General features: G+C 71.1%; 23 protein-coding genes. 11 read left to right on the top strand and 12 right to left on the bottom strand.

Annotated elements, in window-relative coordinates:
• Positions 1 to 147: 147 nt before the first annotated feature.
• Positions 148 to 942 (bottom strand): winged helix-turn-helix domain-containing protein, encoded by a 795-nt coding sequence (locus tag QR77_RS06720; RefSeq protein WP_078876510.1) that lies wholly within the window; start codon positions 940 to 942, stop codon positions 148 to 150.
• Between the two features lie 14 nt (positions 943 to 956).
• Entirely contained in the window at positions 957 to 1,643 is a 687-nt protein-coding gene (locus QR77_RS06715) for a TetR/AcrR family transcriptional regulator (RefSeq protein ID WP_040027413.1), read from the bottom strand.
• Between the two features lie 63 nt (positions 1,644 to 1,706).
• Here QR77_RS06715 and QR77_RS06710 point away from each other — a divergent pair, with 63 nt between their 5' ends.
• From QR77_RS06710 to QR77_RS06700, 3 genes are all read left to right on the top strand, one after another.
• Positions 1,707 to 2,858 (top strand): acyl-CoA dehydrogenase family protein, encoded by a 1,152-nt coding sequence (locus tag QR77_RS06710; RefSeq protein ID WP_040027412.1) that lies wholly within the window; start codon positions 1,707 to 1,709, stop codon positions 2,856 to 2,858.
• Between the two features lie 107 nt (positions 2,859 to 2,965).
• Entirely contained in the window at positions 2,966 to 3,253 is a 288-nt protein-coding gene (locus tag QR77_RS06705; protein WP_040020278.1) for a YiaA/YiaB family inner membrane protein, read from the top strand.
• 67 nt (positions 3,254 to 3,320) lie between these two features.
• Positions 3,321 to 3,950: a TetR/AcrR family transcriptional regulator gene (locus QR77_RS06700; RefSeq protein WP_040020276.1), complete on the top strand. Its 630-nt coding sequence runs from the start codon at positions 3,321 to 3,323 to the stop codon at positions 3,948 to 3,950.
• Here QR77_RS06700 and QR77_RS06695 read toward each other — a convergent pair.
• Positions 3,941 to 4,414 carry a MaoC family dehydratase gene (locus QR77_RS06695; protein ID WP_040020275.1) on the bottom strand — a complete coding sequence of 158 codons (474 nt, stop codon included), beginning with the start codon at positions 4,412 to 4,414 and terminating at the stop codon, positions 3,941 to 3,943. The genes QR77_RS06700 and QR77_RS06695 overlap by 10 nt on opposite strands.
• A gap of 145 nt (positions 4,415 to 4,559) precedes the next feature.
• On the opposite strand from QR77_RS06695, the gene soxR reads away from it, so the two are divergent.
• On the top strand, positions 4,560 to 5,045 hold the full coding sequence (gene soxR / locus QR77_RS06690) for a redox-sensitive transcriptional activator SoxR (protein ID WP_040020273.1): 486 nt from the start codon (positions 4,560 to 4,562) through the stop codon (positions 5,043 to 5,045).
• A 68-nt stretch (positions 5,046 to 5,113) separates the two neighbouring features.
• On the opposite strand, the gene QR77_RS06685 is transcribed toward soxR, so the two are convergent.
• Both QR77_RS06685 and QR77_RS06680 read right to left on the bottom strand, forming a co-directional pair.
• Entirely contained in the window at positions 5,114 to 6,181 is a 1,068-nt protein-coding gene (locus QR77_RS06685) for an RNA ligase (ATP) (RefSeq protein ID WP_040020271.1), read from the bottom strand.
• A 318-nt stretch (positions 6,182 to 6,499) separates the two neighbouring features.
• Positions 6,500 to 7,111, bottom strand: a complete 612-nt coding sequence (locus QR77_RS06680; RefSeq protein WP_040020270.1) for a hypothetical protein — start codon at positions 7,109 to 7,111, stop codon at positions 6,500 to 6,502.
• Positions 7,112 to 7,477: 366 nt separating this feature from the next.
• Here QR77_RS06680 and QR77_RS06675 point away from each other — a divergent pair, with 366 nt between their 5' ends.
• Genes QR77_RS06675 through QR77_RS06665 form a run of 3 tightly spaced genes read left to right on the top strand, consistent with a single transcriptional unit; the run spans position 7,478 to position 10,553 of the window.
• Positions 7,478 to 8,242 carry an SDR family oxidoreductase gene (locus tag QR77_RS06675; protein WP_040020269.1) on the top strand — a complete coding sequence of 255 codons (765 nt, stop codon included), beginning with the start codon at positions 7,478 to 7,480 and terminating at the stop codon, positions 8,240 to 8,242.
• Positions 8,239 to 9,900, top strand: coding sequence for an AMP-binding protein (locus QR77_RS06670; RefSeq protein WP_040020268.1), 1,662 nt, complete (start codon positions 8,239 to 8,241; stop codon positions 9,898 to 9,900). The genes QR77_RS06675 and QR77_RS06670 overlap by 4 nt, the downstream gene beginning before the upstream one ends.
• Positions 9,901 to 9,959: 59 nt before the next feature.
• Entirely contained in the window at positions 9,960 to 10,553 is a 594-nt protein-coding gene (locus tag QR77_RS06665) for a TetR/AcrR family transcriptional regulator (RefSeq protein ID WP_040020267.1), read from the top strand.
• 31 nt (positions 10,554 to 10,584) lie between these two features.
• On the opposite strand, the gene QR77_RS06660 is transcribed toward QR77_RS06665, so the two are convergent.
• The 5 genes from QR77_RS06660 to QR77_RS06645 all read right to left on the bottom strand — a co-directional run bounded on the left by QR77_RS06660 (position 10,585) and on the right by QR77_RS06645 (position 13,808).
• The gene (locus tag QR77_RS06660; RefSeq protein WP_040020266.1) at positions 10,585 to 10,902 is read right to left on the bottom strand and encodes a hypothetical protein; all 318 of its coding nucleotides are present in this window, start codon (positions 10,900 to 10,902) and stop codon (positions 10,585 to 10,587) included.
• A gap of 179 nt (positions 10,903 to 11,081) precedes the next feature.
• Positions 11,082 to 11,246 carry a hypothetical protein gene (locus QR77_RS48335; protein WP_236710552.1) on the bottom strand — a complete coding sequence of 55 codons (165 nt, stop codon included), beginning with the start codon at positions 11,244 to 11,246 and terminating at the stop codon, positions 11,082 to 11,084.
• On the bottom strand, positions 11,236 to 11,394 hold the full coding sequence (locus tag QR77_RS48330; protein ID WP_236710551.1) for a hypothetical protein: 159 nt from the start codon (positions 11,392 to 11,394) through the stop codon (positions 11,236 to 11,238). The genes QR77_RS48335 and QR77_RS48330 overlap by 11 nt, the downstream gene beginning before the upstream one ends.
• Positions 11,395 to 11,562: 168 nt before the next feature.
• On the bottom strand, positions 11,563 to 12,777 hold the full coding sequence (locus QR77_RS06650) for an acyl-CoA dehydrogenase family protein (protein WP_040020265.1): 1,215 nt from the start codon (positions 12,775 to 12,777) through the stop codon (positions 11,563 to 11,565).
• An 8-nt stretch (positions 12,778 to 12,785) separates the two neighbouring features.
• Entirely contained in the window at positions 12,786 to 13,808 is a 1,023-nt protein-coding gene (locus QR77_RS06645) for a phosphotransferase family protein (RefSeq protein WP_040027411.1), read from the bottom strand.
• Between the two features lie 254 nt (positions 13,809 to 14,062).
• On the opposite strand from QR77_RS06645, the gene QR77_RS06640 reads away from it, so the two are divergent.
• Positions 14,063 to 15,352, top strand: coding sequence for a glucarate dehydratase family protein (locus QR77_RS06640; RefSeq protein ID WP_040020264.1), 1,290 nt, complete (start codon positions 14,063 to 14,065; stop codon positions 15,350 to 15,352).
• Positions 15,353 to 15,408: 56 nt separating this feature from the next.
• Here the strand turns inward: QR77_RS06640 and QR77_RS06635 are convergent, their stop codons facing one another.
• Both QR77_RS06635 and QR77_RS06630 read right to left on the bottom strand, forming a co-directional pair.
• Positions 15,409 to 16,320 carry an MBL fold metallo-hydrolase gene (locus tag QR77_RS06635; RefSeq protein ID WP_040020263.1) on the bottom strand — a complete coding sequence of 304 codons (912 nt, stop codon included), beginning with the start codon at positions 16,318 to 16,320 and terminating at the stop codon, positions 15,409 to 15,411.
• A 157-nt stretch (positions 16,321 to 16,477) separates the two neighbouring features.
• Positions 16,478 to 16,819, bottom strand: a complete 342-nt coding sequence (locus tag QR77_RS06630; protein ID WP_040020262.1) for a helix-turn-helix domain-containing protein — start codon at positions 16,817 to 16,819, stop codon at positions 16,478 to 16,480.
• Between the two features lie 134 nt (positions 16,820 to 16,953).
• Between QR77_RS06630 and QR77_RS06625 the strand changes: the two genes are divergently transcribed.
• The 3 genes from QR77_RS06625 to QR77_RS06615 all read left to right on the top strand — a co-directional run.
• Positions 16,954 to 17,646 (top strand): NAD(P)-binding domain-containing protein, encoded by a 693-nt coding sequence (locus tag QR77_RS06625; RefSeq protein WP_040020261.1) that lies wholly within the window; start codon positions 16,954 to 16,956, stop codon positions 17,644 to 17,646.
• 74 nt (positions 17,647 to 17,720) lie between these two features.
• Entirely contained in the window at positions 17,721 to 18,617 is an 897-nt protein-coding gene (locus QR77_RS06620) for a hypothetical protein (protein ID WP_040020260.1), read from the top strand.
• A 20-nt stretch (positions 18,618 to 18,637) separates the two neighbouring features.
• The coding region (locus tag QR77_RS06615; RefSeq protein ID WP_040020259.1) for an NADP-dependent oxidoreductase at positions 18,638 to 19,147 on the top strand (510 nt) is incomplete at its 3' end.

The raw sequence follows: 19,147 nt of genomic DNA, 5'->3' as shown, positions 1-19,147 counted from the left end.
AGCCGGCCCGGGTGGTACCGGCGGGAACGGCCTGAGCGGTGGGAACGGCCTGCGTGGCGGCGACGGCCTGCGCGGCGGCGACGGTCGGGTCGGGGAGGGCCGAGGGGTTGGTCATGAGGCGAACGTATGCGGACAAGGCTTCGGGCATCACCGCAAGGTCGCGGGCTCGATGCCGAGCTGTTCGTGCAGCGCCCGTTCGCCGGCCGGGGTCACCTTCACGGCGCGCGCCGTGCCGATCCGTACGCACCAGCCCTCGTCCAGGGCGTACCGGCACAGCGCGGCGCCCGCGATGCCGGCGAGGTGCGGCTTGCGTTCGGTCCAGTCGAGACACGACCGTACGAGTGGCCGCCGGCCCGTCCGGATCAGTTCGACGCCGAGATCGCCGAACCACCGCCTTCCCGGGTCGGTCAGGGCGAATCCGGCGTCCTGGAGCAGCAGCCCCCGCGCGGTCATCGCCTCGGTGATCGCGAGCGCGAGGCGGCCCGCGAGATGGTCGTAGCAGGTGCGGCCCCTGGCCATGGCGCTGCTCGCCCCCGATGTCCGCAGGGAGCGTGGCGCGGCGCGCTCGGGCGCGGTGTGCGCGGCCAGGTCCTCCACGACGTGCGCGGAACCGGCGTCGGCGAAGCGTACGTACCGGTGGCGGCCCTGCCGCTCCTCGCTGAGCAGCCCGCCCGCGATGAGCTTGCCGAGGTGCTCACTGGCTGTCGAGGGCGCGACCCCCGCGTACCGGGCCAGCTCACCGGCCGTCCACGCCCTGCCGTCGAGCAGGGCCAGACAGAAGGTGGCGCGCGTCTCGTCGGCGAGCAGCGAGGCCAGCGCGGCGAGCCCGGTCCCTGCGCGACCCGGGAACGGCTGCGGGGCCCGCGGGGCCTGCGAGTCCTGCGGGGCCTGCGAGCCTTCCGAGTCCTTTGTGTCCCGCGAGTTCGGGGATGGTGGAGCCATGCGCCCAGGATGCGTCAGGGACTCTTCGGCGTGGGCCGAAGCGTGGACGCCTGCCGCCCACGCCGTCCGTACTGCTCGTACTGGAGCGACAGCCCGTCGACCAGAGCCCGCAGCCCCGTCTCAAAGGCACCCTCGTCGACCTGCTCCCGCCGCTCGGCGAGCAGGTGCGCCTGCCCGAGGTGCGGGTAGTCCGCGGGGTCGTAGGCGGCGGCGTCGTCCACGAAGCCCCGGGCGAACGAGCCGAGCGCCGAGCCGGTGATGAAGTAGCGCATCAGGGCGCCGATGTACGTGGCCTGGGCCGGCGGCCAGCCCGCCCGCACCATCGCCCCGAACACGGCGTCGGCCACCCGCAGCCCCGCCGGGCGGCGCCCGGGCCCCCGCGCCAGCACCGGCACGATGTGCGGGTGGTCGGTCAGAGCGGCGCGGTACGAGAGGGCCCAGTCGTGCAGCGCCGTACGCCAGTCGCGTCCGTCGCCCTCGTCGAACATCGACAGATCGACCTGGGAGCTGACGGCGTCGGCGACCGCTTCGAGGATCTCGTCCTTGGTGCGGAAGTGGTTGTAGAGCGAGGGCCCGCTCACCCCCAGCTCGGCGGCGAGCCGACGGGTGGAGACCGCTTCGAGGCCCTCCGCGTCCACGAGCGCTCCGGCGGCGAGGACGATCCGCTCTCTGCTGAGGAGGGGCTTGCGCGGTCTGGCCATGGAGCACATAGTAGGGCCTGTCAGCCATAAACTAGCAGTGGTAATTAAAATGGGGTGTCCGTGATGAACCTGGAGCTGAGCGAGGAGCAGGAGGCCGTACGGGACCTCGCCAAGAGCTTTGTCGACCGTGAGATCACGCCCCATGTGATCGAGTGGGACCGGGCGGAGAGCGTCGACCGGGCCATTGTCGGCAAGCTCGGCGCGCTCGGCTTCCTCGGCCTCACCGTGCCGGAGGAGTACGGCGGCTCGGGCGGAGACCATCTCGCGTACTGCCTGGTCACCGAGGAGCTGGGGCGCGGCGACTCGTCCGTGCGCGGCATCGTCTCCGTATCGCTCGGGCTGGTCGCCAAGACCATCGCCGCGTGGGGTGACGAGGAGCAGAAGCGCGCCTGGCTGCCCGGCCTCACCTCGGGCGAGGCCATCGGCTGCTTCGGCCTGACCGAACCGGGCACGGGCTCGGACGCGGGCAACCTCAGCACCAGGGCCGTCCGGGACGGCGGCGACTGGGTCGTCAGCGGCACCAAGATGTTCATCACCAACGGCACCTGGGCCGATGTCGTCCTGCTCTTCGCGCGCACCAACGACACCCCGGGGCACCGGGGCGTCTCCGCCTTCCTGGTCCCCACCGACACCCCCGGCCTCACCCGCCGCACCCTGCACGGCAAGCTCGGGCTGCGCGGCCAGGCGACCGCCGAGCTGGTCTTCGACGACGTACGGATACCGGCCGGCGCCCTGCTGGGCCCCGAGGGCAAGGGCTTCTCCATTGCCATGTCGGCGCTCGCCAAGGGCCGGATGTCGGTCGCCGCCGGCTGTGTCGGTATCGCGCAGGCCGCGCTCGACGCCGCCGTGGGGTACGCGGGGGAGCGCGAGCAGTTCGGCAAACCCATCGCCGGATACCAGCTCGTCCAGGAGCTGCTGAGCGACATCGCCGTCGATGTGGAGGCCGCGAGGCTGCTGACCTGGCGGGTGGCCGATCTGATCGACCGCGGCGAGAAGTTCGCCACCGCCGCCTCACAGGCCAAGCTCTTCGCCTCGGAGGCGGCCGTACGCGCGGCGAACAACGCGCTCCAGGTCTTCGGCGGCTACGGCTACATCGACGAGTACCCGGTCGGCAAACTGCTGCGCGACGCCCGGGTGATGACCCTCTACGAGGGCACCAGCCAGATCCAGAAGCTCATCATCGGCCGCGCGCTCACGGGGGTTTCGGCGTTCTGAGCAACTCGACGAGGTCTGAGGGGACTTGGCAGCGATCGTCCTCGTCGGGCACCGGCTGAGTACGCGTACGGATATCGCCCGCGCCCCTTCCGTACGACGCTTCTCCCATGACTGACACTCCGGTGAAGCAGCAGAACACAGCGGCGTTCTACGGGCAGGCCGTCGCCTCCTTCGCCCTCGCCCTGATCGCCGTCACCGTCGGGATCCTGCGGCTCGACGCCGACGCCTGGGTGCGGGGCTTCCTCGCCATCGCCGTGCTCTACCTGACGACCTCGGCGTTCACCCTCGCCAAGGTCGTCAGGGACCGGCAGGAGATCGGGCAGATCGTCAGCAGGGTCGACCAGGCCCGGCTGGAGAAGATGCTCGCCGATCACGACCCCTACCAGAAGCTCTAAGCGCTTGCTCACCTTCGCGGTATGGTGTGCGTCCTGCCTGGTTGACGGTGGCTGAGAGGGGCGAGTGATGCGAGCGGCGGAGCGGAGTGCCGACGGCGGCGAGGGCAAGCCGTGGGAGGAAGTCACCCCCGAGGCGGCCAGGCGGCTGATGGTGGCGGCCGTCGAGGCGTTCGCGGAGCGCGGCTACCACGCGACCACCACCCGCGACATCGCCGGCCGCGCCGGGATGAGTCCCGCGGCGCTCTACATCCACTACAAGACGAAGGAAGAGCTGCTCCACCGGATCAGCAGGATCGGCCACGACCGGGCGCTCGCGCTGCTGACCGAGGCGGCCGATGGGCCGGGTACGGCCGCCGAGCGGCTGGCCTCCGCCGTACGCTCCTTCGTCCGCTGGCACGCCGAGCGGCACACCACGGCCCGTGTGGTGCAGTACGAACTCGACGCGCTCGCCCCCGAGCACCGTACGGAGATCATGGAGCTGCGGCGGCGCAGTGACGCGGCCGTGCGGCGGATCCTGTCGGAGGGGGTGCGGGACGGCGAGTTCGACGTCCCCGACCTGCGAGGCACCACGCTCGCCGTGGTCTCGCTCTGCGTCGACGTGGCGCGCTGGTTCAACGCGAAGGGGCCGAGAACGCCCGACGAGGTCGGCGAGCTGTACGCCGACCTCGTGCTGCGGATGGTCACGGCTCAGAAGTAGTAGCGGGACACGCTCTCCGCCACGCAGACCGGCTTCTCGCCGCCCTCCCGCTCGACCGTGATGAGGGCGGTCACCTGGACGCCGCCGTCCTTCACGTCGTCGACCCCGGTCAGCACCCCGGTGGCGCGCACCCGGGAGCCCGCAGGCACGGGGGAGGGGAAACGGACCTTGTTGGAACCGTAGTTGATGCCCATCTTCAGGTTCTCGACCGCGATGATCTGCGGGACGAAAGCGGGCAGCAGCGACAGCGTCAGATAGCCGTGCGCGATCGTCGTACCGAAAGGACCGCTCGCCGCGCGCTCCGGGTCGACATGGATCCACTGGTGGTCGTCGGTGGCGTCGGCGAAGAGGTTGATCCGCTTCTGGTCGATCTCCAGCCACTCGCTGTACCCGAGCTGCTCGCCGATCGCGGCGCGCAACTCGTCGGCGGAAGCGAAGATCCTCGGCGCAGTCGTGTCAGCCATGTCGTTGTGTCCTGCCTTTCCAGCCCGTCAAGCAGTGCGGCGGGATCGATCCACCGCACGCGCGATGTCCAAGCGCTTGCTCAGGATGATCGGCGCGCGACACTCCTGTCAACGCGTGCCCGGCGGCGGGATTACGCTTTTCCGAATGCCGCAGATTCCGGAGAAGATCCACGAACTCACCGTCGGCCAGCTCTCGGCGCGCAGCGGCGCCGCCGTGTCGGCGCTGCACTTCTACGAGTCCAAAGGGCTGATCAGCAGCCGCAGGACCAGCGGCAACCAGCGCCGCTACGGCAGGGACGCGCTGCGCCGCGTGGCCTTCGTACGCGCCGCGCAGCGGCTCGGCATCCCGCTCGCCACGATCAGGGGCGCCCTCGCCGAACTGCCCGACGAGCGCACCCCCAACCGCGACGACTGGGCCCGGCTCTCGGAGGCCTGGCGCTCCGAACTCGACGAGCGCATCCGGCAGCTCGGCCGGCTGCGGGACCACCTCACCGACTGCATCGGCTGCGGCTGCCTCTCCCTGGAGACCTGCGTGCTCTCCAACCCGGACGACATCTACGGCGAGCGCCTGACCGGCTCCAGCCTCTTCGGTGAGCGCCGCGCCCCGAAGGAGCCGGACGCGTCGTCCTGACCCCTCGGGGCGCCGGTGGTACGCGTACGTACACGTACCTGTACATACGTCGGCCCGCGCGGCGCGGTCTACTCGTACTCCGTGCCGCCCTTGCGGGTCAGGTACGCCGGGCTGACCGCCTTCGCGATCGCCCTGCCGCCGACCACCGGGCTGTAGCGATCGGTGGCCGAGCGGATCACCACGCCCTCGCGTATGTGCAGCGCGCGGCCCGAGACCGTCTCCCGGCCGCTCGCGGCCTCCAGCACCTGGGCGATGTCGTACGGGCCCGCGTAGAGCCTTGGCGCCAGCGGGAGTTCGCCGTCGAGCAGCTCCTCGGCGTCCAGCCACCGCACCTGTCCGTCGATCTCGGCGGACACGTCGAAGACCGCGTACCCGAGCTTCTCGCCGCGCCCGTCGGCGCCGTACGCCAGGTCCTGCACCCCGGCTCCGTACACCTCGCCGAAGATGCCGACGCGGCTCGCGCCGAGCTTCTCGGCGAGCCGGGCCGCGACCGCGGGAACGCCGTGGCCGAGCATCGCCCTCCAGTAGAGGTTGCGCGGGTCCTCCTTGAGCGCGAGTCCCTTGGAGCCGAAGCCCTTCGAGGAGACATGGACCCGCTCGCCCTCTGCGAGGTACGTGAGCAGGCAGGCCGAGCCGTGCAGCTTCTCCGTGACGACGACCGGCTCGCCGGCCTCGAAGATCTCCGGATACCGCTGGATGTTCTCGATGTCGACCCAGGGCAGCAGCTCCGGCGCACTCTCCACCTCGCCGCTCATGGTGGTCGGGATGGGCGGAGTCCATTTGACGATGGACAGCTCCTCGGCGAAGTCGGTGCCGTCGGCGGCGGCCGAGGCGAGATCGACGTCCGCGACCGCGCGCGGCCTGCACACGATCCCCTGGGACAGCTCGCCCCGCAGCCGTACCGCCCGCACGCGGTTGGCGGCCGAGCCCGCCAGCTTGCCGGTCAGCCCCAGCTCCTCGATGAGTTCGGCCGGGAGTACGGCCTGCTCCGGGATGTAGAGCGCGAAGTCCCCCGTGCGATAGGCGCCCTTGGCGACGACGGCGCGATAGAGACCCACCTGGGCCAGTTCCAGTGCGTCGGCGTTCGGGTGTTCGAGAATGGTCAGTGATTCAGCGGTGACACGCAGCGTCGACATGGGCGCTCCCCCGGCTGTGCGATGACGGATTTCCGTCACCACTGTGCGCGAGGCGCCCTTGGCGGGGCCACTCAATAACGCGGGGAAGCTAATACCTGCGGAATCCCGTAGAGCGGCGCCGAGTTGGGCGCCACGAGTTGGGCGCGGCGCGCAGAACCGGGCGAACCGCCCGGCATCTCGCGCGCCCCGCGCATCCCTCGTGCTCGTAGACCCGTGTGCCGCGTTGTTGTTCCGCGTTGTGCGTGATCTGTGTTTTCCGTGATGTGTGTTGTCCGTGATGTGTGTTCCGGCGTTCGCGCGCCGCGCGCCCCGCGCCGCCTATGCCACCGAAGCCAGTGGTCCGCGCTTCTCGTCCTTCGCCCTGGCCAGTGCCTCGGAAGTCAGAACCGGCTGCGGTACGACGATGCCGCACCCCGTACAGACCGGACCCGACCACGGCTCGTGGGACAGGTCGGGGCGCCAGACGATCCCGCGCTCCGCGCAGACCGGGCAGACAGCCCCCGGACCCGACTCAAGACCGGAGATCAGCCGCCGCAGCACCTCGGCCAGCGACTCCGACGGGTGGACCGCCGGGTTGTCGCACCGCGCCACGCCGTTCCCGCCCCAGGTGAGCCTGTGCCAGTCGTCGAAGCTCCCGGGCCGCCTCAGCCCGTCGTGCTTCTCGCGCTTCCGCCTCTTGGCGAAGTTCACCTCGTACGCGAGCCATACGACCCGCGCCTCTTCCAATTCGTCCAGCGCGGCCATCAGCCGCACCGGATCCGGCGCCCTGTCCTCGGGCTCGATGCTGTGCCTTGCGCACAGGTGATCCCAGGTCGCCCGATGCCCGTAAGGGGCAAACCGTTCCAAGCACTTGCGCAGTGAATACCGTCGCAAGGCCAGATCGCATCTCGGGTCGCGCACCTGTCTCGCAAGACTCCGGAATCCGGCCATCGCATGCCACCTCCGTCGCTGATACTTCGGCGTTATGGAATGGACGTACGTCTGCCCCATTCGGCTCCATCAAAAATTCGATCGCACTCTTAGGATCGGACATCTCAGCCGATAACAGGCGGGATTCCGGTGAGAATCGAGTGAGAATCGGGTGTGGTTTTCTCATGGTCACCGGGCGGGGCGCCGGGCGGGTCCAGGCGGGGCGCCGGGCCGGGGCATCGTGCGGCGGCCCGGCGGCCGGCCCGGGCCGGTGGGGGCGCCCCCTTCGGTTCCGGGTTCGGCGAGGGCCCTTCCCCAGCACATACCGACTGGTTAGTCTGTCGAGGTCGGCGGAGCGGCCGGCGTCCGATCGGAAAGGCAGACCCGATGAGTACGGTGCAGGGCGCAAGGGTTGTTGTGACGGGGGCGGGCGGTGGCATCGGTGCCGCGCTCGCCCGCAGATTCGCCTCCGAGGGCGCCCGTGTCGTGGTGAACGATCTCGACGCGGACAAGGCAGCGGCCGTCGCCGTCGAGATCGGAGCCGTCGCCGTCCCGGGCGATGCCTCGGCCGTCGTGGAGAGCGCGCGCGACGCGCTCGGCGGCGCCGTCGACATCTACTGCGCCAACGCGGGCGTGGGTACGGGCGGCGGCCCCGAGGCCCCCGAGGCGGTCTGGTCGGCCGCCTGGGACGTCAACGTCATGGCGCACGTACGCGCCAGCCGCCTGCTGATCCCCGACTGGCTGGAGCGCGGCTCCGGACGCTTCGTCTCCACCGTCTCGGCCGCGGGGCTGCTCACGATGATCGGCGCAGCCCCGTACAGCGTCACCAAGCACGCGGCACTGGCCTACGCGGAGTGGCTCTCGCTCACCTACCGGCACCGGGGGATCAAGGTCCACGCCATCTGCCCGCAGGGCGTGCGTACGGACATGCTGACCGCCGCAGGGTCGGCCGGCGCCCTCACGCTCCTCGCCACCGCCGTCGAGCCCGAGGCCGTCGCCGACGCACTTATCGACGCGATGGCCGAGGACCGCTTCCTGGTCCTGCCGCACCCCGAGGTCGCCGGCTTCTACCAGGCGCGGGCCTCGGACACCGACCGGTGGCTCGGCTCCATGAACCGCATCCAGCAGAAGTGGGAGGAAGGCTCGGTATGACCACGTCCATCTACGCCGCCAAGCCCTGGCTCGGGCTGCTCACCGAGGCCCAGCGCGCCCCCGTCCACCCGGCCGCCTCCCTCGTGCACGCGCTGCGCACGTCCGTCGACAGCGCGCCCGACCACCCGGCGATCGCCTACTTCGACGCGCGCCTCAGCTACCGCGAGGTCGACGAACTGTCCGACTCCGTGGCCGGCCACCTCGTCTCCCGCGGCCTGGAGCGCGGCGACCGGGTCGCGATCATGCTCCAGAACAGCCCGCACTTCGTGATCGCGCTGCTCGGCGCGTGGAAGGCGGGCGGGATCGTCGTACCGCTCAACCCGATGTACAAGTCCGGCGAGGTCGCCCACGTACTGGCCGACGCCGAGGTGACGGCGCTGGTCAGCTCGGACCGCGCGTGGGAGGCGTATCTGCGCGACACGGCGGCCGGGTCGTCGCTGCGGATCGCGCTCACCGCCTGCGAACTCGACCTCCAGACCCGCGACGACACCCGGGTCCTGAACTTCGAGCGCCTGCCGGTGCCCCCGGACACCGACGACCTGCTGGCCGTCGCGCGGCGCGGGCTGCCCGCGCCCTCCGGACGCGACCCGGAGAGCGGGGACGTGGCGCTCATCAGCTACACCTCGGGCACCACGGGCGTGCCCAAGGGCGCCATGAACAGCCACGCCAACATCATGGTCAACGCCGAACGCCAGCGCACCGGCCACGGGATCGAGGCGGGCGCCTGCTACTTCGCGCTCGCCCCGCTCTTCCACATCACCGGCATGGTCTGCGAACTGGCCGTCTCGCTCGCCAACGCGGGCACGCTCGCCCTGACCTACCGCTTCGACGCCGGTGTGGTACTCGACGCGTTCGCGGAGTACCGCCCCGCGTACACCGTCGGCCCCTCGACCGCCTTCATGGCGCTCGCCGCCCACCCGGCCGTCAGCCGCGACCACTTCAGCTCCTTCCGGGTGATCTCCTCGGGCGGCGCCCCGCTGCCGCCGGCGCTGGTCGAGAAGTTCCGCGCAGCGATAGGCCCGTACATACGCAACGGCTACGGCCTGACGGAGTGCACGGCGCCCTGCGCCGCCGTACCCCCGCAGCGCGAGGCCCCCGTCGACCCGGCCTCCGGCACGCTCGCCGTCGGTGTGCCCGGCGCCGACACGGTCGTACGGATCGTCGACGAACGGGGCGACGACGTGCCCTTCGGCGAGCAGGGCGAGATCGCCGTACGCGGTCCCCAGGTGGCGTCCGGCTACTGGCGGCAGCCGACGGCGACGGCGGAGACCTTCCCGGACGGCGAGCTGCGCACGGGCGACATAGGGTTCATGGACGCGGAGGGCTGGCTGTACGTGGTCGACCGCAAGAAGGACATGATCAACGCGTCCGGCTTCAAGGTCTGGCCGCGCGAGGTCGAGGACATGCTGTACACCCACCCCGCCGTGCGCGAGGCCGCCGTGATCGGCGTCCCCGACGCCTACCGGGGCGAGAGCGTGAAGGCGTTCGTCAGCCTGCGCCCCGGCGCCTCGGTGGAGCCCGGGGAGCTGGGCGCGTACTGCAAGGAACGGCTCGCGGCCTTCAAGTACCCGCGCGAGGTCGAGATCCTGCCCGAGCTGCCCAAGAGCACGAGTGGGAAGATCCTCAGGCGGGTACTGCGCTCGGGCCCGGCGGAGTAGGCACGGGCCGGTACGGAACGGGCCCGGTACGGAACGAAGCGAAGGGCAGGTGGCGCCACATGGCCAGGACGACGGACGGGAGCGGCGCGCCCGTCCCCCAGCGGCTGCTGGCGGCGGCGACCCGGCTCTTCGCCGAGCAGGGGTACGACCGCACGTCGGTCCAGGAGATCGTCGAGGCGGCAGGCGTCACGAAAGGCGCGCTGTACCACTACTTCGGCTCGAAGGAGGACCTCCTCCAGGAGGTCTACGCGCGGGTACTGCGCCTCCAGCAGGAACGCCTCGACGCCTTCGCCGACGCGGACGAACCGGTCGAGCGACGACTGCGCGCCGCCGCCGCCGACGTGGTGGTGACGACCATCGAGAACCTGGACGACGCGTCGATCTTCTTCCGCTCGATGCACCACCTGAGCCCGGAGAAGAACAAGCAGGTACGGATGGAGCGCCGCCGCTACCACGAGCGGTTCCGCGCACTGGTGGAGGAGGGGCAGCAGAGCGGCGTGTTCTCCACGGCGACCCCGTCCGACCTGGTGGTGGACTACCACTTCGGCTCGGTCCACCACCTGTCGACCTGGTACAGCCCGGGCGGCCCGCTCACCCCCCAGGAGGTGGCGGACCACCTGGCGGACCTGCTGCTCAGGGCGCTGCGGCCCTGACACCTGCCGGCTCAGCGTCGGCGCGCCGCCCTCAGCCGTGGGCGGCGATGGCGACAACGACGGTCACGGCGCTGCACAGTCCCAGCACGATGGCGCGGTAGTCGTGTTGCTGATGTTCCCAAACACTCCACGGCGCTTTCCACGCAAGTGAATGCGACCAGAGGGCGACGCACACGGCCGTGAGCATGAGTGCGCCCGGAACGAGCGGATGCGTCACCCCCGGCCACGACAGGTAGGAAACGACGGTCACCACGACCGCGAACGATGACACTCCTTTCCACGTGTGCATCGGCCACAGCAGGGCAGCGGCAAAGGCCGCGAAGATCCAGCCAGGACTGATGTTTCCCATGAGTTCTCATCCACCTTCAGCGCCTCGATCCCTGTCCGGCAACGGATTCAGCGTGGCAGAGAGGCGCGGGAGGGGTCCCGGTCCGGTGTCGGTGCGTCGGTTGGCTGGCACATGCCCAGGCGAGCACATTTTCAGGACAGTCAGATGTCGTCAGACAAAGGACAAGCTGAGACGCCGTTTCAAACGGTGCTGAGGCTGCGGCTGAGCCGGGACCGGACGAAGAGGCCTCTCGCGAGCGCGAGCAGTGTGAAGGCGGTGAGCCGTCGCAGGCCCGGCAGCGCGAAGAAGCCACTGTGCTGGATGCCGTAGACCGCATACCAGTTGGCAAGCAGGTCAGTCGCCATGACCCAGAGAGTCGAACACCGCGAGTGAGGACCAGTACAGGGTCAGCCAGTCCGGAGCCCAACTGTAGGGATGCAGGCCGCTGCGGACGAGGTCGGCGATGTGCGAAGCGGCGCCCACGGCGACCAGCGGCACGACATACTGGGCCACCAGCGCAACCACCCACCGCGGGCGCGGCGTATCCACCGGATCGCACCATCGATTCTCTCAGCCATGGCGGCCGGTAGAAAGGGCCCAAGGGCTGCCAAGTCCGGCTGGTGCGACGGCGGTAGCCGATCGGAGCGGCGGCGACAAGAGGCATCTCCGCCCCCTCACCCCTCAGAGGTACTTCTTCAACTCCCGCCGCGCCAGCGACCGCTGGTGGACCTCGTCCGGGCCGTCGGCCAGGCGCAGGGTCCTTGCCGATGCCCACAGTTCGGCCAGCGGGAAGTCCTGGCTGACGCCGCCCGCGCCGTGGAGCTGGACCGCGCGGTCGATGATGTCGACCACCGCGCGCGGAGTGGCGATCTTGATGGACTGGATCTCCGTGTGCGCGCCCCTGTTGCCGACCGTGTCCATCAGCCACGCGGTCTTCAGCACCAGCAGCCGTAGCTGCTCGACCGTGACGCGTGCGTCGGCGATCCAGTTCTGGACGACGCCCTGCTGGGCGATCGGGCGGCCGAAGGCCGTGCGGGAGACCGCCCTGCGGCACATCAGCTCGATCGCGCGCTCCGCCATGCCGATCAGCCGCATGCAGTGGTGGATACGGCCGGGGCCCAGCCGTGCCTGGGCGATCGCGAAGCCGCCGCCCTCCTCGCCGACGAGGTTCGCCGCCGGTACCCGTACGTTGTCGAAGGAGACCTCGGCGTGGCCGCCGTGCGAGTGGTCCTCGTACCCGTACACCTGCATGGCGCGCCGGACTTCGAGGCCCGGGGTGTCGCGCGGGACCAGGATCATCGACTGCTGGCGGCGGATGTCCTCGCCGTCCGGGTCCGTCTTGCCCATCACGATGAAGATCTTGCAGTCCGGGTTCATCGCCCCCGAGATGTACCACTTGCGGCCGTTGACGACATAGTCGTCGCCGTCGCGCTCGATCCGGGTCCGGATGTTCGTCGCGTCGGAGGACGCGACCTCGGGTTCGGTCATCGCGAACGCCGAGCGGATCTCGCCGGCGAGCAGCGGCTCCAGCCACTGCTTCTTCTGCTCGGCGGAGCCGAACTGCGCGAGCACCTCCATGTTCCCGGTGTCCGGGGCCGCGCAGTTCAGCGCCGTCGGGGCGAGGTGCGGGGAGTGGCCGGTGATCTCGGCGAGCGGTGCGTACTGGAGGTTGGTGAGCCCGGCGCCGTACTCGGTGTCGGGCAGGAACAGGTTCCACAGGCCCTGCTTGCGCGCCTCGGCCTTCAACTCCTCCACGACGGCCGGGGTGTCCCACGGGTCGGCCAGCGCGGCCCGCTGTTCGCTCGCGAGCGCCTCGGCCGGGTGGACATGCTCGTCCATGAAGGTGAGGAGCTTCGCCCGCAGCTCTTCGGTACGGGCGTCGAATGCGAAGTCCATGGGTGTACTCAGCCTTCCTGGAGGGTGGTGAGGCCGTGCCGGATGAATACGGGTACGAGGTCGCCGATGCGGTCGAAGCCGGGTCCCACGGTCTGCCCGAGCGTGTAGCGGTAGTGGATGCCCTCCAGGATCACGGCGAGCTTGAACCAGGCGAACGCCGTGTACCAGGAGATGGCGGAGGTGTCCCGGCCCGAGCCCGCCGCGTACCGCTCGATCAGCTCGCCGGGCTCGGGGTGGCCGGGGGCCCCGGCGGTGGTGCTGATCGGCGAGCCGACCAGCTCCAGGCGGGCGCTGTACATCACCAGCAGCCCGAGGTCGGTCAGCGGATCGCCGAGCGTGGACATCTCCCAGTCGAGCACCGCCTTGATCCGGTCGTCGTCGCCGAGCAGGACGTTGTCGAGCCGGTAGTCGCCGTGGATCACGGTCGGCGCGGGGGAGTCGGGGAGCGCCCGGCCGAGCGCCGCGTGCAGGTCGTCGATGCCCGGCAGTTCGCGGCTGCGGGAGCCGTCGAGCTGCTTGCCCCAGCGGCGCAACTGGCGGTCGAGGAAACCGTCGGGCCGCCCGAAGTCGCCGAGCCCCACCTCGCCGGGGTCGACGGCGTGCAGGTCGACGAGCGTGTCGACCAGGCCGAGGACGGCGGAGCGGGTGCGCTCCGGGCCGAGGGGGGCGAGCTGTTCGGCCGTACGGTACGGGGTGCCGGCCACGTACTCCATGACGTAGAACGGGGCGCCGAGCACGGAGTCGTCCTCGCACATCAGCAAGGTCTCGGGCACCGGTACGGCCGTCGGGTACAGGGCGCTGATCACGCGGAACTCGCGCTTCATGTCATGCGCGGTGGCCAGCACATGACCCAGCGGCGGTCTGCGGACCACCCACTCGGCGGCGCCGTCCGTGACGACGTACGTCAGGTTCGACCGGCCGCCCTGGATCAGCCGGGCGCTGAGCGGTCCGCCGACCAGCCCCGGACGCGCCTGGTCGAGGTGGCCCCTGAGGCGCTCGGGGTCGAGTCCTGGCGGGGGACCTGCGCTCATCGTTCGTACCTCCGTGGGGTTGGCCCGACCGCCGGTCGTGCGGTCGCTCCTCGTCGTGCGTGCTTCATGGTCGTGCTTCATGGTCGTACGTCATGGTCGTGCTTCGTGGTGCTTCAGGGCCTCGTCGCGCTCCTCATGATGCCGACCAGTCGGTATGTAGTCCAGTGCCCGCCCGGCCCCGATCCGGGGTGATCCCTGAGACACCGCCGGGGGACCCCTAGCCACGCGGTCGTATCCCTGAATAGAGTTCATGTATGGATACTGCGCTCCTTGTCGACGAGGTCAGGCTCACCCCGATCCTCATCGCCGATCCGCCGCTGCTCAACACGCAGGGCGTCCACCAGCCCTACACGCCCCGGCTGATCGTGGAGATCGTCACCCGGGGCGGCGTCACGGGCGTCGGCGAGACCTACGGCGACGGGACCTATCTGGAGCTGGCGCGGCCGCTGGCCGAGGCGCTGCCGGGCCGCTCGATCACCGACACGAACGCCCTGTTCGCCCTCGCCGACGAGGTGTGCGGCGACTCGGGCAGCGCGGACGACCGCGTCGAGGCGGGCGGGCTGCGGGGTGTACAGACCGCCGACAAGCTGCGGCTGTCCGTCGTGTCCGGCTTCGAGGTCGCCTGCCTGGACGCCCTCGGCAAGACACTCGGGCTGCCGGTGCACGCCCTGCTCGGCGGCAAGGTGCGCGACACCGTGGAGTACAGCGCGTACCTCTTCTACCGCTGGGCCGAACACCCGGACGGCGGCGAGAAGGACGGCTGGGACGCGGCGCTCGACCCGGCCGGAGTCGTCGCGCAGGCCCGGCGCTTCGCCGACGACTACGGCTTCTCCTCCTTCAAGCTCAAGGGCGGTGTCTTCGAGCCCGAACAGGAGATCGCGGCGATCCGCGCCCTGGCCGAGGCCTTCCCCGGACAGCCGCTGCGCCTCGACCCCAACGGCGCCTGGTCCGTGCCGACCTCGCTGTACGTCGCCGAGCAGCTCACCGGCGTACTCGAATACCTGGAGGACCCGGCGAGCGGCACCCCGCTGATGGCGGAGGTCTCCGCCGGAACGTCCGTGCCGCTGGCCACCAACATGTGCGTGACCACCGTCCCCGAGATCGCCGAAGCCTTCGCCACCGACGCGGTACAGGTCGTCCTCTCCGACCACCACTACTGGGGCGGGCTGCGCAGGACGCAGGAACTCGCCGCCGTCTGCCGGACGTTCGGCGTCGGCCTGTCCATGCACTCCAACACCCACCTCGGCATCAGCCTGGCCGCGATGACCCATGTCGCATCCACCGTGCCGAACCTCGACTACGCCTGCGACAGCCACTACCCGTGGCAGACCGAGGACGTCATCACCGCCCGGCACACCTTCACCGACGGCCGGCTCACCGTCTCCGACGCGCCGGGTCTCGGCGTCGAACTCGACCGCGACAAGCTCGCCGCGCTCCACCAGAGGTGGCTGGACGACGACGGCACGATGCGCGAACGCGACGACGCGGCGGCGATGCGGGTCGCCGACCCCGACTGGCAGACGCCCGCGATCCCGCGCTGGTGAGGCGCCCCTGAGGCGGCGCCTCAGGCCGCCCAGGTGCCCCAGGTACCTCGCGTGCCTCAGGCGTGGCAGGCCACCGGGACGCCGCCGTTCATCTTTGCCATCTCCGTGAAGACCAGCGCGGCGTCCAGTGGTGATCCCTCCGGCAGGCCGTCCAGCTCCGCGTACGCCCGGCGTACGTTGGCCACCAGGCGCTCGCTCTCCCGCAGGGCGCCGAACTCGCCCAGATCGGCGCGGAGCGCGACCTCCAGCGGGCTCAGCCCCTTGGCGTGGCCGTCGGCCGCCAGTGCCGACACATGCAGCAGATAGCGCTCCGTCGCGTCGTACGCCGACGGGTCGGTGATGGGGCCGTGCCCGGGGACCACGACCGAGGCGTCCAGTGAGCGCAGCAGCTCCAGCGCCCTGAGCGAGCCCCGCAGCGAACCCATCGGGACGAAGGGCGTGCCGCCCTGGAAGATCAGGTCGCCGGTGAAGACGATCCCCCGGTCCGGCAGGTGCACCACCGTGTCGCCGATGGTGTGCCCGATGCCCGGGTGGATCAGCCGTACCTCGATGTCGCCGACATGGAGCGTCAGACGCTCGCTGTACGTGACGCTCGGCGCGGTGATGTCGATCTCGCCGAAGTCGGTGTCCGGCCAGACCGCGTGGAGCTGGCGGCCGACGGCGAGCTGCTCCCTCCGGCAGGCCTCGTGGCCGACGACGGTGGCCTCCGGCGTGAAGAGGGCGTTGCCGTACGTGTGGTCGCCGTGGTGGTGGGTGTTGACGACCGTACGGGGCAGCGGCACACCGGCCGCCACCATCGCGTCGCGCAGCAGTACGGCGCGCCGCTCGGTGGCCGTTGTGTCGACGAGGAGTGTGGAGCTGCCGTCGCTGATGAAGCCGGCGTTGTTCAGGCACCAGCCGCCGTCGGGCTGGACGTAGGCGTGCACCTCCGGTGCGAGTCGGACGATGTACGGATCCGTGGCGGGCATCGGGGAATCCCTCGGTTCGGTGGGTGGTGGGGGTGCGGCGGTCCATGGTCGGTGGCCGACGGTGGGCAGGAGCCTGTCAGTTCACGGGCCCTGAGGAAAGTTGGCCGGGTCCGGCCGTGTCGGCCGTGCCGGACCCGTCAGGTGGGTGCTCGGGCGGTCAGTCGTCCCAGCCCTGCGCCGCCACGAACGCGTCACCGTACTCCGCCGACCAGCGGCCCAGCGCCCCGATCGGCTCCAGCAGGCTCCGGCCCAGCCCGGTCAGCGCGTACTCGACGCGGGGCGGCGACTCCGCGTACACGGAGCGTTCGAGGAGCGCGCACCCCTCCAGCCTGCGCAGGGTCTCGGTGAGCACCTTGGCGCTGATGCCGCCGATCTCCGTACGTAACTCACCGGGGCGGCGCGGCCCTTCGGCGAGCGCGAGGAGGACCACCGGATTCCAGGTGTTGCCCAGCAGGTCGAAGCCGAGCCTCGCCCGGCAGTCGGCCAGCAGCCTGTCCACACGCCCCCCTGTCGTCGGCACCTGAGGTGTACGGGCCCAGGCACGCGCCTCGGGCACCGAACGGTTACCGGCGCCCCGCCTAACGTCCTGTCCGGCCACGCTACGCGAACGAGAAACGGGAGAAGGCGATCGGTATGCGCATCGGAATCATCGGCACCGGCATCATGGCGCGGGGACTCGGCGCCCACTGGGCGCGCGCCGGACACGAGTTGCTCATCGGCGGCCGGTCGGCGGCGAAGGCACAGGACCTGGCGCGCACCCTCGGCGCCCGCTCCGGCACCCCCGAGGAGGCGGCGCTCTTCGGCGAAGCGACGCTGCTCGCCGTCCCGTACGACGCGGTCGCCGGGGTCCTGGCCTCGGCGGGCGCCGGGGAGGGCGCGCTGCGCGGCCGGGTGCTGATCGACTGCACCAACGCCGTCGGCCCCGGCTTCCTCCTTACCACGGGCCCCGGCCCTGGCGCGGCCCGCCGTATCGCGGCGGCGACCGGCGGCAGGGTCGTCAAGGCGTTCAGCCATGTCACGGGATCCCTCTGGCAGCTCCCCGCGACCGGCCCCACCGAAGCCCCCCACGGCAGCGACGCCCCCCACGGCAGCCGCGCCCCCGAGTTCCCCGAAGGCCCCCTCGCCGTCCCCCTGTGCGGCGACGACGAGGCGGCGCTCGACCTCGTACGCACGCTCGTGCGCGACACCGGCCGCGTGCCGCTCGACGGTGGCGGCCTGGAGCGGGCCGACCAACTGGAGGCCGCCACCGCCTTCCTGATCGGCCTCTGGAAGACGGGCCAGGACCCGCGGGCGATGCTGCCGCCGTACGAGGCCGCCACCGCCTGAGGCCGGCGGGCGTCCGGGCGGCCGCGAGGAAAACGCGGTGACCCGCCCGGACGCCCGGTGGTGTACTGGCCGCCATGACCGGCCGTACGCCACCGCCCCAGCCCTTCCGCTGGACCCTGTCCGCCCACGGAGGCGCTCGCCCCGACACCATCGGCTCTCTCACCGAGGGCCACGACGACACCCGCCCCGGCGCGTGGTTCCTCGGTGAGCTGACGGCCTGCACCGCCAAGGTCCTCGCCCGCTCGGACGGCGCCGACCTCCGCTTCCTCGGCCGGTCCCTCGACTCGATGTACGACCTGCTCACCGGCGCCCTGGAACACCGCACGCACCGGGACGCGCTCCGCAGGCTCCCCGTCTCCTGCCCGGACGACAGCCGCTGGTCGGCGGCGGAGCTGCGGCGCTTCCGCGAACACCTCGCGGCCGCCGGCCTCGAACCGTACGCGCTGGCACGGCGCAAGCGGCCCCTCGCGCTCGTCGACGTCGTCGCGTACGGCCGTAGCTTCGGCACCCTCCACCGCGTACTCGCCGCGTGGATCGAGGAGAGCCGCGAGCCCTGGCCGGTCATCCGCCGCAAGCTGCGCTACATCGGGGTGACCTCCCGGGGCAGCACCAGCCCGCACCACTGGCGCTGGCAGCAGGCCCCGGAGAGCGCGTGGGTGCGCACGCTGCCCGCCGGAAGCGTGCGCAACGTGTCGTTGGAGTACCGGATGTGGACGCTGCTGGCCGACGCACAGCCCAAGGTGACCCGGTCGTTCCCGCACCGGCACTGGTTCGCCGAGGGAGCCGGGCGGCCCGAGCACCACGACGGGCTCGGCCCCGCGCTCGCCATGGCGCGCGCCCTGGTCGAGGCGGGCCGCAGCCGGGCCGTACGCGAGGAGCTGATCCGGCTGATGGCCCGCGAACCGGGCTTCGGGGGCCGCGAGCAGCGCGCTCTCGCGCTCGCGCTGCGCCCCGGCTTGCACAAGAGCTGAGCGCGGCTGACGCTCGCAGCATGAAGGCCATCACATACGACCGTTACGGCGGCCCCGAAGTCCTGCGGTACGGCGATGTGCCCGACCCGAAGCTCGGTCCTGACTCCGTCCTGATCGAGGTACGGGGGACCTCCGTGAACCCCTTCGACTGGAAGGCGAGGGAAGGCCACCTCGACGCCCTGCTCCAGACCGTCTTTCCGGTGATCCCCGGCTGGGACGTCTCGGGCGTGGTCCTGCGGCCGGGGTCGGCCGTCCGGGAGCTCGCCGAAGGGGACGAGGTCATCGGGTACGTACGGGAGGACTTCCTCTCCCGTGGCACCTGCGCCGAGCGGATCGCCGCGCCCGAACGTACGCTCGCCCGCAAGCCGTCGGGGCTGAGCTTCGAGGAGGCGGCCGGGCTGCCGCTCGTCGGCCTCACCGCCTACCAGGTCCTGCACCAGGTGCTCAAGGTGCGCCCGGGAGAGACCGTGCTGGTGCACGCGGCGGCGGGCGGGGTCGGCTCCACGGCCGTACAGCTCGCCCGGTACTCC

The organism is Streptomyces sp. 150FB (assembly GCF_000818195.1).
Taxonomy (GTDB): domain Bacteria; phylum Actinomycetota; class Actinomycetes; order Streptomycetales; family Streptomycetaceae; genus Streptomyces.
This window is presented reverse-complemented; position numbering and strand designations above follow the sequence as displayed.